At 63.2% G+C, this 13237-nt stretch carries 13 protein-coding genes; 8 read left to right on the forward strand and 5 right to left on the reverse strand.

Features of this window, described 5'->3' with window-relative positions:
* The first annotated feature begins 102 nt into the window (after window positions 1–102).
* From ngg to ACN0X6_RS09430, 4 genes are all read left to right on the forward strand, one after another.
* Entirely contained in the window at window positions 103–1842 is a 1740-nt protein-coding gene (gene ngg / locus ACN0X6_RS09415) for an N-acetylglutaminylglutamine synthetase (protein ID WP_417703436.1), read from the forward strand.
* A 63-nt stretch (window positions 1843–1905) separates the two neighbouring features.
* The gene (locus ACN0X6_RS09420; RefSeq protein ID WP_064495976.1) at window positions 1906–3105 is read left to right on the forward strand and encodes an osmoprotectant NAGGN system M42 family peptidase; all 1200 of its coding nucleotides are present in this window, start codon (window positions 1906–1908) and stop codon (window positions 3103–3105) included.
* A gap of 159 nt (window positions 3106–3264) precedes the next feature.
* Window positions 3265–6015, forward strand: a complete 2751-nt coding sequence (locus ACN0X6_RS09425; protein ID WP_417703438.1) for a 7TM diverse intracellular signaling domain-containing protein — start codon at window positions 3265–3267, stop codon at window positions 6013–6015.
* Between the two features lie 221 nt (window positions 6016–6236).
* A complete protein-coding gene (locus ACN0X6_RS09430; protein WP_192984922.1) occupies window positions 6237–6488 on the forward strand; it encodes a YheU family protein in 252 nt (83 codons plus the stop codon).
* On the opposite strand, the gene ACN0X6_RS09435 is transcribed toward ACN0X6_RS09430, so the two are convergent.
* From ACN0X6_RS09435 to ttcA, 4 genes are all read right to left on the reverse strand, one after another.
* Window positions 6478–7329 (reverse strand): DNA-3-methyladenine glycosylase I, encoded by an 852-nt coding sequence (locus tag ACN0X6_RS09435; protein ID WP_417703440.1) that lies wholly within the window; start codon window positions 7327–7329, stop codon window positions 6478–6480. The two genes, ACN0X6_RS09430 and ACN0X6_RS09435, sit on opposite strands and share 11 nt — an antisense overlap.
* Window positions 7330–7461: 132 nt before the next feature.
* A complete protein-coding gene (locus ACN0X6_RS09440) occupies window positions 7462–8520 on the reverse strand; it encodes a 3-deoxy-7-phosphoheptulonate synthase (RefSeq protein ID WP_417703442.1) in 1059 nt (352 codons plus the stop codon).
* 261 nt (window positions 8521–8781) lie between these two features.
* Window positions 8782–8913, reverse strand: a complete 132-nt coding sequence (locus ACN0X6_RS09445; RefSeq protein ID WP_417703444.1) for a hypothetical protein — start codon at window positions 8911–8913, stop codon at window positions 8782–8784.
* A 191-nt stretch (window positions 8914–9104) separates the two neighbouring features.
* Entirely contained in the window at window positions 9105–9929 is an 825-nt protein-coding gene (ttcA, locus tag ACN0X6_RS09450; protein WP_417703446.1) for a tRNA 2-thiocytidine(32) synthetase TtcA, read from the reverse strand.
* A 101-nt stretch (window positions 9930–10030) separates the two neighbouring features.
* Between ttcA and ACN0X6_RS09455 the strand changes: the two genes are divergently transcribed.
* From ACN0X6_RS09455 to ACN0X6_RS09470, 4 genes are all read left to right on the forward strand, one after another.
* A complete protein-coding gene (locus ACN0X6_RS09455; RefSeq protein WP_417703448.1) occupies window positions 10031–10624 on the forward strand; it encodes a DNA-J related domain-containing protein in 594 nt (197 codons plus the stop codon).
* A 168-nt stretch (window positions 10625–10792) separates the two neighbouring features.
* Window positions 10793–11392, forward strand: coding sequence for a Yip1 family protein (locus ACN0X6_RS09460; RefSeq protein WP_192984930.1), 600 nt, complete (start codon window positions 10793–10795; stop codon window positions 11390–11392).
* Between the two features lie 136 nt (window positions 11393–11528).
* Complete coding sequence (locus ACN0X6_RS09465) at window positions 11529–12191, forward strand: Yip1 family protein (RefSeq protein WP_417703450.1); 663 nt, start codon at window positions 11529–11531, stop codon at window positions 12189–12191.
* A gap of 61 nt (window positions 12192–12252) precedes the next feature.
* A complete protein-coding gene (locus ACN0X6_RS09470) occupies window positions 12253–12747 on the forward strand; it encodes a SprT family zinc-dependent metalloprotease (RefSeq protein ID WP_417703452.1) in 495 nt (164 codons plus the stop codon).
* Window positions 12748–12780: 33 nt separating this feature from the next.
* Here the strand turns inward: ACN0X6_RS09470 and ACN0X6_RS09475 are convergent, their stop codons facing one another.
* Complete coding sequence (locus tag ACN0X6_RS09475) at window positions 12781–13170, reverse strand: lysozyme inhibitor LprI family protein (RefSeq protein ID WP_417703453.1); 390 nt, start codon at window positions 13168–13170, stop codon at window positions 12781–12783.
* Window positions 13171–13237 lie beyond the last annotated feature (67 nt).

Here is a 13237-nt window from a genome sequence, read left to right on the forward strand (position 1 = left end):
AGCCAAAGAACGGTCGTAGCCCGGATGCAATCCGGGATTTGTCGCGACTCAATGACGATCCGGCTCAGACCGGACGTAGTGAACACGGACAGGGACTATTCCATGCGCTCCACTGCCTTCAACCAACGCCTGCTGCGCGGCCAGACACCCTCCTACGAGCGTCTGCAGGCACGCCTGGCCGAGGATCACAGCAGCCAGCCCAGTCAACCGCAAGCCATTCATTGCGGCTGGGGCCGCCTGCTGATCGGCCATACCTACCCCGATGCCACCGCCCTGGCCGAATCCCTGCTGGGCGAGCAGCCCGGCGAGCGCGATATCGCGCTGTACGTGGCCGCCCCGCATCAGGTGCTGGCCCATGCGCCGCAACAGCTGTTTCTCGACCCCTCCGACACGTTGCGCCTGTGGTTCACCGACTACCGCCCGGCGCGGCGCAGCTTCCGTGGTTTTCGTATCCGCCGGGCGCAGAACGACGCCGACTGGCAGGCAATCAACTGCCTGTACCAGACGCGCGGCATGCTGCCGATCGACCCGACCAAGCTCACCCCCTACAACGAGGGCGGCCCGACCTACTGGCTGGCCGAGGACGAAGACAGCGGCGCGGTGATTGGCAGCGTCATGGGCCTCAACCACCAGCGTGCCTTCCGTGACCCGGAAAACGGCAGCAGCCTCTGGTGCCTGGCGGTCGACCCGCAATGCAGCCGCCCAGGCGTCGGCGAGGTGCTGGTCCGCCATCTGATCGAACACGGCATGAGCCGTGGCCTGAGCTACCTCGACCTGTCGGTGCTGCACGACAACAAGCAGGCCAAGAAGCTCTACGCCAAGCTGGGCTTCCGCGAACTGCAGACCTTCAGCCTCAAGCGCAAGAACGGCATCAACCAGCCGCTGTTCCTCGGTCCCGGCCCGCAGGCCGAGCTCAACCCTTATGCACGCATCATCGTCGACGAGGCGCTGCGCCGCGGTATCGACGTGCAGGTGGACGACGCCGATGCCGGACTGTTTACCCTCAGCCACGGCGGCCGACGCATCCGCTGCCGCGAATCGCTGTGCGACCTGACCAGTGCAGTGAGCATGACCCTGTGCCAGGACAAGCGCCTGACTCATCGCGCCCTGTCGCGCGCCGACCTCAGCGTGCCGGCCCAGCGTCTGGCCGGTAGCGCCGAAGACAACGCCACCTTTCTCGCCGAACACGGTTCGGTGGTGGTCAAGCCGGTCGACGGCGAACAGGGCCAGGGCGTGGCGGTCGATCTGCGCACGCCGGGCGAGGTGCAGGAAGCCATCGAGCGCGCCCGTGTGTTCGACCAGCGCGTGCTGCTGGAGAGTTACCACGAAGGCCACGACCTGCGCGTGCTGGTGATCGGCTATGAGGTGGTGGCCGCAGCCATTCGCCGCCCGGCCGAAATCATCGGCGATGGCCGCCACAGCATCGGCAAGCTGATCGATGCGCAGAGCCGTCGTCGTCAGGCCGCCACCGGTGGCGAAAGCCGCATCCCCAAGGACGCAGAAACCCTGCGCACCCTGCACGGTGCCGGCCTCGACTACGACAGCGTGTTGCCAGCCGGCGAACGCCTGGCCGTGCGCAAGACCGCCAACCTGCACACCGGCGGTACCCTGGAGGATGTCACCGCGATCCTTCACCCGGCGCTGCGTGACGCCGCCATCAAAGCCGCGCGCGCCCTGGAAATCCCCGTGGTCGGCCTCGACCTGCTGGTGCCGGCTGCCGACCAGCCGCAGTACGTGTTCATCGAAGCCAACGAACGCGCCGGCCTGGCCAACCACGAACCGCAGCCAACCGCCGAGCGCTTCGTCGATCTGCTGTTCCCGCTCAGCCAGACACCGAGCTGAGCCTTCTCCCCCGGCCCTCTCCCACATTTGGGAGAGGGGAAAACCCAACGCCGAGGAGCTTGCATGCAACAACTACCCGAACCCGATCTCGACTACATGCAGAAGGTGCTGCTGGAGATGCTTGCCATCCCCAGCCCCACCGGTTTCACCGACACCATCGTGCGCTACGTCGCCGAGCGTCTCGAAGAGCTGGAAATCCCCTTCGAGCTGACCCGCCGCGGCACCATCCGCGCCACCCTGCGCGGGCGCCAGAGCGAGTACGAGCGTTTCGACCGTGCCGTTTCCGTGCACCTGGACACCATTGGCGCCATCGTTCGCGAGATCAAGGACAACGGCCGTCTCGGCCTGGCGCCGGTGGGCTGCTGGTCGAGCCGCTTCGCCGAGGGCAGCCGTGTCAGCCTGTTCACCGACAACGGCGTGATTCGCGGCAGCGTGCTGCCCCTGATGGCCTCGGGGCACGCCTTCAACACCGCCGTAGACACCATGCCGGTGAGCTGGGATCACGTCGAACTGCGCCTGGACGCCTACTGCGCCACGCGCGCCGATTGCGATTCACTGGGCGTTTGCGTCGGTGATTTCGTCGCCTTCGACCCGCTGCCGGAGTTTTCCGAGAGCGGTCATATCAGCGCCCGTCACCTCGACGACAAGGCCGGCGTCGCCGCATTGCTGGCCTCGCTCAAGGCGATTCGTGACCACGGCCTGCAACCGATGATCGACTGCCACCCGCTGTTCACCATCACCGAGGAGGTCGGCTCAGGCGCCGCCGCTGCGCTGCCCTGGGATGTCAGCGAATTCGTCGGCATCGACATTGCCCCGGTCGCGCCGGGCCAGCAGTCCAGCGAGCACGCCGTCAGCGTGGCCATGCAGGACTCCGGCGGCCCCTATGACTATCACCTGTCACGCCAGTTGCTGCGCCTGGCGGCCGAACAGGAGGTACCGGTACGGCGCGACCTGTTCCGCTACTACCACAGCGACGCGCAATCGGCGGTCACCGCTGGCCATGACATTCGCACGGCGCTGCTGGCCTTCGGCTGCGACGCCACCCATGGCTATGAACGCACTCATATCGACAGCCTCAAGGCCCTCAGCCGCCTGCTCACCGCCTACATGATGAGCCCGCCGGTATTCGCCAGCGACGCGCAGCCGGCACAGGGTTCGCTGGAGCGTTTCAGCCATCAACTGGAGCACGATGCGCAGATGGAAAGCGATACCCGTGTCCCACCCGTGGACAGCCTGGTCGGGCAACATGATCGGGACGCTTGAAGGCTTCAGCGCATAAAGGCAAAGTGACACGAAAGGACGACAGGGGAGCATCAGCTCCCCTTTTTCTGGCCTGCAGTCAGTGGCCAACCTTCGGGCCGTCGCCACGCGACGTTGAACATGACACTCCGGCCATCTCTCATGGCCTTCTGAGGTTCACGGATGCCTCGCGTCTTTCTGGCCTTGTTGCTGTTCTGGCTTGCCTGCCCAAGTTGGGCCCTTACGCCTGCGCCGCTCGATAGCGACGACATGCGTCTATCCCTGGGCCCTTACACCGGCTACTACGAAGACGTGGACGGCACCCTCAGCGTCGAGCAGGTGCGGGCACTGGATGACAATGCCTTCCGTAACCCCGGCGGCGAACACGCCAACCTTGGCAAGAACGCATCCGTATGGTGGTTCAAGGTTCGCCTGGTCAATGCGCTTGAGCATGAGCTGGGCGGCTATCTCGAAGTCAATTATCCGCTGCTCGATCACCTTCAGGTTCACCTGATCAGGCCCGACGGCAAGCGTCTGGAACAGGAAAGCGGCGATAGCTTCGCCTTCTCCCAGCGGCCGGTACAGGTACGCAACTTCTGGTTTCCCATGCAGCTGGAGCCGGGTGTCAGCACCCTGCTGATCCGCGTGGAAACCAGCAGCACGGTGTTCGTGCCGCTGTTCTTCGCCACCTACGGTGCCAGCGCGGCGGCGCAGGAAAACCTGATGGGCTTCAACGGCGCGTTCTACGGCGTGCTGTTCGCCATGTTCTGCTACAACCTGTTCCTCTACCTGTCGCTGCGCGAATCGGCCTATCTCTGGTACCTGGCCTACAACCTCAACGTCGGTCTGCTCGCGGCCTGCTTCGACGGCATGCTGTTCAAGCTGCTCCCCGAGCACGTGGCCTTGCAGTCGGTCAGCATCTACATCCTGATGTACCTGCACTGCCTCACGGCCATCCAGTTCAGCCGCCATTTCCTGCACGCGCGCCAGTATTTCCCGCGCCTGGATACCGGCCTGCGTCTGTTGATGCTGATCTGCGTCGGCTGCCTGCTGTCGGTGCCACTGATCGGCTTCGCCGCCTGGAACATCCTGGCCAGCGTTACCGTATCGCTGGTGTCGCTGATCCTGCTGCTCACCGGCCTCTACGTATGGCGTCGCGGCGTGCGTTATGGCTCTTACTACACCCTGGCCTGGGCCATCCTGCTGTTCGCCTTCATCCAGGCCACCACCGGCTCGCTGGGCCTGGAAGTGTTCGGCGTGTTCGGCGCCACGGTGGTGAAGATCGGCGTGACCATCGAGCTGATCACCCTGTCCATCGGTCTTGCCGACCGCATCAATTTGCTCAAGGAAGAAGGCTTCCAGTCGCGCCGTGCAGCCGAGCAGGCCGCCTTCGAGAGCCAGGCCAAGAGCCGTTTCCTGGCCAAGATGAGCCACGAGATCCGCACCCCACTCAACGGCGTGCTGGGCATGCTGCAGCTGCTGCGCGAAACGCCTCTGGATCGTAGCCAGCGCTTCTACGTCGACACCATTTCCAGCTCCGGCAGTTCGTTGATGGCAGTGATCAACGACATCCTCGACTACGCCCGCATCGAATCCGGCAAGCTCAGCCTGGAGCAGATCGAGTTCGATCTCGAAGACATGATTTCCGAGACACTCAGCCTGTTCACCGGCCAGGCCCTGGATAAACGCCTGCGCCTCTACATCAGCCTGGAGAACGGCGTGCCACGGCGCATTCAGGGTGATCCGACGCGACTCAAACAGATCCTGATGAACCTGCTCAGCAACGCCCTGAAATTCACTGCCGAAGGCCATGTGGCGGTTAGCGTCAGCCGCCGTAGCGACAGCCATGGCAACCCGCATCTGGTGATCGCCGTCAGCGACAGCGGTATCGGCATCAGTGAGCAGGCGCTGGCGCAGCTGTTCGAATCCTTCGCTCAGGGTGATTCCAGCACCACCCGCCGTTATGGCGGCAGCGGCCTGGGGCTGGCCATCAGCAAGGAGCTGGTGGAGATGATGGGTGGCCGAATCGAGGTGCAGAGCACCCTGGGCCAGGGCACTCGCTTCGCGTTCGACATGCCGCTGCTGGCCGAACAGGAAGCACCCGACGAACTCAGCCGCCTGCTCGCCGGACGCACCGCCCTGCTCGCCTCTCTCGATGGTCTGGGCCTGGATGCCATGAGTCGCCTGCTCGGACGCTGGGGCATGCGTACCGAGCGCTGCCAGACGCCGGAGCGCCTGCAGGATTACCTGGAGGATTTCGCGGCACCGCCGCTGCTGGTGCTGATGGCGCCCTGGCCAGGTGGCGTCAACCACTGGCTTGATTCACTCAGGCCCAAGCTGCAGGCGCAACAGCGCGTGCTGCTGGTCTGCCCGCCCGAGGCCTGCCAGCAACTGCCGACAAGCCACGCACTACGCCTGCAACACCTGGCCCAGCCGGTGGCGATCAACGCACTGCGTCAGGCCTTGAACGGGCTGTATGAAGAACCCAGAGCACAGGTACATCAGTTGGTCAGAGAAATACGCAGCGACAACAGCGAAGCCCCCTGCATCCTGGTGGCTGAGGACAACCCGGTGAACCAACTGGTGGTTCAGGGCTTTCTGAAAAAACGTGGCTACAGCGTGCGCCTGGTAACCGACGGCCAGGCGGCGGTGGATGAATATGATCGCGATCCGGCTGCCGTGCACCTGATCCTGATGGATTGCGAAATGCCGGTGATGGACGGCTTCGAAGCCACCCGGCAGATTCGCCGCCTGGAGCGCAGCCGGCAACTCGCTGCCGTGCCCATCATCGCGCTGACCGCGCATATCCTCGAGGAGCACCGCCAGCACGGCCTGGATGCCGGCATGGACGATTTTCTCGGCAAACCGCTGGATAGCGCGCTGCTCTACAGCACGCTGGAGCGCCATCTCAAGCGACCCGGCATGGTGCACTGAGAGCACTCGCAGCACGGCGCCCTATGGCTCTATCATGGGCGCCTAACAGGCCGCTGAAAAACGTAGGCGAGGCAGCCAGTGCAAGGCAAAAATAGGCGAAAAACGACCGAGGTCGCGCTCGACTTTACGAGCTGTAAATGAGCATTTTAAGCCTGTTTTTAACGCAGCAATGGCAACGCAGGTAGTTATTCAGCAGCCTGCTAAAACTGGAGTCATATGTTGTGCTGATCCCCGCTGACCTGCTGCAAGCCGACACCCTCACCGCCCTGATCGAAGATTTCGTCACCCGCGACGGTACCGATAACGGTGACGAAACCCCACTGGAAACCCGCGTACAACGCGTACGCCGCGCCTTGGACAAGGGCGAGGCAGTGATCGTCTTCGACCCTGAGAGCCAGCAGTGCCAACTGGCGATGAAGCGTGACGTGCCCAGAGAATGGCTGGACGCCCTCAACGACAGCCTCAGTGATTGACCGTGTGCGCCAGCATTACCGATAGCTGACACAGCGGCCGCCCGCTTTCGGCCTGCCACTGGTTGAACGCCGCCTGCACGGCAGCCAGGTCTTTCAAACTGGTCGGCGCCTTGTCGATCACGCCCTGCGCCTTGAGCGCGGCGACCATGTCATCGGTGGGGACGAAAGTATCCTTGCCCACCATGCGCAGCAAGCGCGGCGCCGACAGGCCCCCCAGTTGACTGCCATGCTTGGCCAGATACTTCCACAACCCGACGATGTCACTGACCGGCCAATCGGCGATCAGCGCGCCAAAAGAGAAACGGGCCGCAGGCCCAGTCTGATGCCCTTCTCCCTCAGGGAGGCAGCTCCCGCTCTCGAAAACGCTCCCGGCGTTTTTCCTACCTCCCCCATCCATGTAGTCGCCGGCGGGAGTCCTGCATTCACCACATCCCTGTGGATCAAGGTGGCGCGCAGCGCCGGATGAGGGACTGCCCAACAAGCGTCCAGCCCGCACATCGAGGATGAACTGCGCGTTGCGCGGTACGCTTTTCAGCTTGCCCAGGTGGCGAATCAACCGCGTATCCTGCATCAGGTTTTCCAGGCGTTCGGCGCCCATCAGCACCACCTTCTCCGGGTCGAAGCCGAAGAACACCTCCTCGAATGCCGGCCACTTGGCGTCCACCAGGCTGTGCTTGAGCCCGGCGCGGAAGATACGCAGGCTGATCAGCGACAGGTAGCGGTCATCGCTCAGCGCCCGCAGTTCGGCGTCGCTGCGCGGCTGCGGCAGCATGGCTTCCAACGCCTTCGCCGAGCCGAAGCGGTTGAGGCAGAACTCGTGCAGCCACTTGTAATCACGCATGAATCGAATCCTTCATGAAACGGACGACGAAGCCTGCACGCAGCGCGTCGAACACTCAAGTCCCCCACAGCGGCGACGCTCATGCAGAGCGGGTGCAACCCGCCAGTTCCGGATTGGCGGGTTGCACCCGCCCTACCCGCGCAAACGCTCGGCAGCCTGACGCAAAACAGCTTCGGTGCCGTTCCAGCCCAGGCAGCCATCGGTGATCGACACGCCGTAACGCAGCTCGCCAGACAGCGCCTGGCAACCGTCGAACAAATGGCTCTCCAGCATCACCCCGCGCAGGCTGGCATCGCCGGCCAGGCGCTGCTCGATCACGTTGTCCAGCACTGCAGGCTGACGCAAAGGGTCCTTGCCGCTGTTGGCATGGCTGCAGTCGACCATGATGCGCGGCGTTATACCCTGGCGCTCGAGTGCCTCACGCGCGGCGGCGACGCTTGCCGCATCATGGTTCGGCGCGCCGTGGCCACCGCGCAGCACCAGATGGGTGTCCGGGTTGCCCGCGGTATGCAACAGCGCCGGGTGACCAAGGTCATCGATGCCGAAGTGCTGATGCGGGTGCGCCGCCGAACGCATGGCGTCGCAGGCGATGCCAACGCTGCCGTCGGTGCCGTTCTTGAAGCCCACCGGCAGGTCCAGGCCGCTGACCATCTCGCGATGCACCTGCGACTCGCTGGTGCGTGCGCCGATGGCCGCCCAACCGAGCAGATCATCGAAGTAACCGGCAGCCATCGGTTGCAGCAACTCGGTGGCCAATGGCAGGCCGCGAGCGAGAATATCCAGCATCAGTTGCCGCGATTGGCGCAAGCCTTCGGCCATGTCGCCACTGCCATCGAGATGCGGGTCGTACAGCAACCCCTTCCAGCCCACGGTGGTGCGCGGCTTCTCCACGTAGGCGCGCATCACCAGCAGCAGTTGGTCATCGACCTGCGGGGCCAGCTCGGCCAAGCGCTCGGCGTATTCGAGGGCGCTGGTACGGTCATGCAGGGAACAGGGGCCGACCACCACCAGCAGGCGCGAGTCGCGGCCATCGAGCACGGCGCGAATGGCGTCACGGTCGGCGGCAATACGTTCGGCAAGTGTGGCAGGCAACGGCAGGCGCTGGCGCAAGACAGCGGGACTGGGCAGCGGCTGGGCGCTGCGGCGGGCGATGCTGGTGACGGTGGAAGCGAGTTGAGCGGAGCTGTTCATGATCTGGCGGTTCCTTGGCCGGCGCGGCCTGCGCCGCGCGGCGCTAACTGAGTGTTCGCTGCAAAGGTGTCAGGGCGGTGGTGACGTTGCTAAATCGCCAGTCGTAGCGGTAGTGGCGGTAATAACGGTTCATCTGCAAGTCCTCGATCTGTGGCCGTTCTCGGCCGGAAAAAACAAAACCCCCGGTCGGGTTGCCGACCGGGGGTTTTCTGGAAAACGTCTCTGGTGGCGACCCTGGTGTCTCAGGCCGCCTGTGGGGTATCAGACGCGCCTGCGGCTAAACCAATACCCAAAGAAATAATACGCTGCCGCCACAAGCGCCTGCGCACGAGCCAGCGCGGCGCTCGTGGCACCGGCTTGCAGCATGGACAGGAGGTTGAGGCTGGCGGACATGGAATTCTCCAAAGCGATGGCCGAACCATACTCCAGGCCTTTGCGGCCTGGCAAGGGCGAAAGCGTCGCGGCTAAAGCCCCTCCCACAAACGACGCGAACCGTGGGAAGGGCGTAGGGTGGATGTCGCTTTTTACATCCACCAATCCTTGCAAGGTGGATCGGTGAAGCGTGATCCACTCTACAGGATGCCTTACAGGCTCATTACATCGAGAAAACGCGGCGTGGCGCTGTCGTCGATCTTCAGGCTCTTGAAATCGAACAGGTTGCGGTCGGCCAGTTGCGAGGGGTGCACGTTCTGCAGGGCGCGGAACATGATCTCGACACGGCCTGGGCTCTTGCGCTCCCACTCCTGCAGCATCTCCTTGACCACCTGACGCTGCAGGTTTTCCTGCGAACCGCACAGGTTGCACGGGATGATGGGGAACTCCTTGAGCTGGCTGTAGGCCTCGATATCGGCCTCGGCGCAGTAGGCCAGCGGGCGGATCACCACGTTGCGGCCATCGTCGGACAGCAGCTTGGGCGGCATGGCCTTGAGCGTGCCACCGTAGAACATGTTGAGGAAGAAGGTTTCCAGGATGTCGTCGCGGTGGTGCCCCAGCGCCATCTTGGTCGCGCCGATCTCGTCGGCGTAGGTGTACAGGGTGCCGCGACGCAGACGCGAGCACAGCGAGCAGGTGGTCTTGCCCTCGGGGATCTTCTCCTTGACCACCGAGTAGGTGTCCTTCTCGATGATGTGGTAAGGCACGCCGACGGATTCCAGATAGGCCGGCAGCACATGCTCGGGAAAGCCGGGCTGCTTCTGGTCCATGTTCACCGCGACGATCTCGAACCTGATCGGCGCCACCTTCTGCAGGTACAGCAACACGTCGAGCATGGTGTAGCTGTCCTTGCCGCCGGACAGGCAGACCATCACCTTGTCGCCATCCTCGATCATGTTGAAGTCGGTGATGGCTTCGCCGGCCAGGCGGCGAATGCGCTTCTGCAGTTTGTTCTGGTTGACCGAAAGGGTGCCCATGGTGCGTCGAAATCCGAGGGAGTGGGAACGAAAGCGCGACATTTTACGCACAATGGCGCCGCGCCCCTACCCCGATAGCAATGAAATGCTAGTCTCGGCCGATGAACGACGACCTCGACCCCAGCCTGGACCTCGCCGAGCAGGTACTGCAACTGCTGCAGGCCGCACCGGACGGCATTGCCGAATACGCCCTGATCCAGCAATTGAAAGACCGCCACAGCGGCCATATCCCCAATCTGCCCCTGGCCGACAAACTGGTGCTGTTTCGCACGCATTTCCTGCTGTTCAACGCGCTTTATCGCCTGCGCGAGCGGCTATGGGAGGACAAGCGCAACCAGTTGCAGATCAGCCCGCTGTGTATCCGCCTGCAGCCCTATCAGCCAGGTAACGCAGCGCTCAGTGAGCGCGACGGACTGCGTGATTACTACCTGGACATGAGCAATCTGCAGGATACCGACGAACGCGACGTCGAGCGTCTGCTCACCAGCTTCTGGACGCGCATGCAGGGCGGCGAAGAGAAGCAGGCCGCACTTGAGCTGTTCGAACTGGCCAATGAACGGACACTCGACCTGCCACGAATCAAGCTGCGCTACCGACAGATGGTCAGCGAGCACCATCCGGACCGAGGCGGCAGCACAGAGCGGTTGCAGTCGATAAACCTGGCCATGGAAATTCTTGAGCGCTATTACCGCTGACGTCTAGAGAGCGATTTGCTCTAAAGCCAGACACCACGCCTGCGAAAGGCCCTGCCTATACTGCGACATAAGGTCGCATAGATTTCGGCCCGACACCCGGTGGCGCTGTACACGCGCCCCGGGCGTTCGCTGGGGGGCGACCGTCATAAGAAAGAGGAGGTGTCTGGCATGATCCACCACGTTTGGGGGCTCTTCACCCATCCCGATCAAGAATGGCAAGAAATCCGTGGCGAGGAAGAATCCATCAGCCACATGTACCTGACTCACGTGCTGATTCTTGCGGCAATTCCCGCCATTTCAGCCTATATCGGCACCACCCAGGTTGGCTGGGCGATTGGTGACCGAGCACCGGTCATGCTCACCGAAGGCAGTGCGATGGTGATGACCATCATGTCCTACCTGGCGATGCTCGCCGGGGTAGCCGTGATGGGCGCCTTCATCCACTGGATGGCACGTACCTACGACGCCAATCCCAGCCTGAGCCAGTGCGTCGTATTCGCGGCCTATACAGCCACCCCGCTGTTCATTGGAGGTCTCGCAGCGCTCTATCCGCATCTGTGGCTGGGCATGGTCGTGGGCACGGTCGCGATCTGCTACACCGTTTATCTGCTCTATGTCGGCATACCGACCTTCATGAACATCCCTGATGACGAAGGCTTCATGTTCTCCAGTTCCGTACTGGCGGTCGGCCTGGTCGTGCTGGTGGCGATGATCGCCAGCTCGGTCATTCTCTGGGGCATGGGCGTCGGCCCGGTCTACACCAGCTGATAGTCACTAGCAGCTAACCCACAGGCCGCCTTCGGGCGGCCTTTTCATTGCTCGTCCTGCACCGGGAAATTTGGGTTGAACCCTGCGCGCATCCGGCTGCCCGAGATTTAAAGGCAGTCAAGCGGATGGTCACACCATGTATGCGAACCTCTATACCCTCCTCACTCGCCCGGATCGTGCCTGGACGGTCATTCGCCAGGACGAGGAACGCAACAGCGCCAGTTACCTGCCCTACCTGCTGCTTTTCAGCTTGCTGCCAGCAGTTTGCCTGTTCATCGGCACCCACTGGGTGGGCTGGAGCCTGGTCGGCGACGAGCGCATTCGCTTGGAGCTCGCAAGCGCTCTGCAACTGAGCGGGCTGCTGTATCTGGCAACGCTGGTCGGTGTTTTCATCATGGGCTACTTCCTGCGCTACATGTCGCGCACCTTCGAGGCCAGGCCCACCTTCAACCAGTGCATCGGCTTCATCGCCTACGCCTGCACGCCATTCTTCCTGGCTGGTGTCGCCGCGCTCTACCCCGCACGCTGGCTGGCAATCAGCGTACTGCTGCTGGCCTGTGCCCATGCCACCTACCTGATCTATGTCGGCCTGCCGCGCTTCATGCGCATCGACAATCAGCAGGGTTTCCTCTATGCCTCCTCGATGGTTGGCGTGGGGCTGCTGGCAATCGTCACCATTCTGGTCAGCCTGATTCTGTTCTGGACCTACACCCTGGAGCCGGAGTATCAGCGCCCGGTGCAGCAGGACCAGAGCCGCGGCACGCAGGAACAGCGAATGCAGGCGCCAGGAGACGAGTGATACCTGCGCAGGCGGCCGGCTTGCGGCATAATCCACGCTCAGCCTGCACCTGCGCCTGTCCATGCCCGACCAGATTCACGCCCGCGTCGAAGCCTGCTACCAGCAGGCCGAGACCTTCTTCAAGCAACGCTTTGCCCGCCCCGAAATCAGCTTCAAGCTACGCGGGCAGAAGGCGGGCGTCGCGCACCTGACGGAAAACAAGCTGCGCTTCAACCTGCAGCTGTACCGGGCCAATCATGAGGATTTCCTGCGCCAGACGGTGCCTCACGAGGTCGCTCACATGGTCGCCCACCAACTGTTCGGACCACGCATTCAGCCGCATGGTGAGGAATGGCAGTTGATCATGCGCGGCGTCTACGAGCTGCCGCCGCATCGTTGCCACAGCTACGAAGTCGAGCGACGCAAGGTCAATCGCTTCATCTATCGTTGCAGCTGCGCGGAGGGCGAGTTCCCCTTCTCGGCCCAGCGCCACGCCCTGGTCGCCAAGGGCCGCCGCTACTACTGCCGGCGCTGCAAGGTGACGCTGACTTTCAGCGGTGAGCAGCGCCAGGAGTGATCGAGAGCGCCCACACACCGACAGCGAACTCGACTAACCTTCGAATGATTTCAGCCATGCACTGCGTGCACGTGCCTGCTCCGCGTGGCACTCCGACTCCCAGAACCCTGTCCAGGGCGAGCCTTGCACACGGCTGCGGGCATACAGACTGCAATCCTGTTCGCGCAGTTTGATCCACAGCCGCTGGGCATTGCGCAGGTCTTCGGCAAGCGCCGGATCATCCTGCTTGAGCGAAGCCATCAGGCGATCGTATGTGCGTTGCAGCTCCTGCTCGGCAGCCTTCCAGACCGGTCCCTGACACATGAACGCTGCCATGGCGCTGCCCTGCTGGCAGGGATCCTCCGGATCGTCAGCAGCCTGCACGGGTGCCAGGGCGCCGGACACGCCCATTACCAAGATCCATCCCATGGCGTTCGACGCCATCCGTGCGATTCCTTTCATACCTGATGCCCTGATGGGTAAAGGCGCACATCCTATGCGGGCGTCATGG

Source organism: Pseudomonas sp., assembly GCF_048269965.1.
GTDB lineage: Bacteria > Pseudomonadota > Gammaproteobacteria > Pseudomonadales > Pseudomonadaceae > Aquipseudomonas.

Coding starts and splice junctions, on each gene's coding strand:
- ACN0X6_RS09440 (WP_417703442.1), bottom strand. CDS start 8,520: ATGAACAGCTCCGCTCAACTCGCTTCCACCGTCACCAGCATCGCCCGC.
- ttcA (WP_417703446.1), bottom strand. CDS start 9,929: ATGGGCACCCTTTCGGTCAACCAGAACAAACTGCAGAAGCGCATTCGC.
- ACN0X6_RS09420 (WP_064495976.1), top strand. CDS start 1,906: ATGCAACAACTACCCGAACCCGATCTCGACTACATGCAGAAGGTGCTG.
- ACN0X6_RS09460 (WP_192984930.1), top strand. CDS start 10,793: ATGATCCACCACGTTTGGGGGCTCTTCACCCATCCCGATCAAGAATGG.
- ACN0X6_RS09425 (WP_417703438.1), top strand. CDS start 3,265: ATGCCTCGCGTCTTTCTGGCCTTGTTGCTGTTCTGGCTTGCCTGCCCA.
- ACN0X6_RS09465 (WP_417703450.1), top strand. CDS start 11,529: ATGTATGCGAACCTCTATACCCTCCTCACTCGCCCGGATCGTGCCTGG.
- ACN0X6_RS09455 (WP_417703448.1), top strand. CDS start 10,031: ATGAACGACGACCTCGACCCCAGCCTGGACCTCGCCGAGCAGGTACTG.
- ACN0X6_RS09445 (WP_417703444.1), bottom strand. CDS start 8,913: ATGTCCGCCAGCCTCAACCTCCTGTCCATGCTGCAAGCCGGTGCCACG.
- ngg (WP_417703436.1), top strand. CDS start 103: ATGCGCTCCACTGCCTTCAACCAACGCCTGCTGCGCGGCCAGACACCC.
- ACN0X6_RS09475 (WP_417703453.1), bottom strand. CDS start 13,170: ATGGCGTCGAACGCCATGGGATGGATCTTGGTAATGGGCGTGTCCGGC.
- ACN0X6_RS09470 (WP_417703452.1), top strand. CDS start 12,253: ATGCCCGACCAGATTCACGCCCGCGTCGAAGCCTGCTACCAGCAGGCC.
- ACN0X6_RS09435 (WP_417703440.1), bottom strand. CDS start 7,329: ATGCGTGATTACAAGTGGCTGCACGAGTTCTGCCTCAACCGCTTCGGC.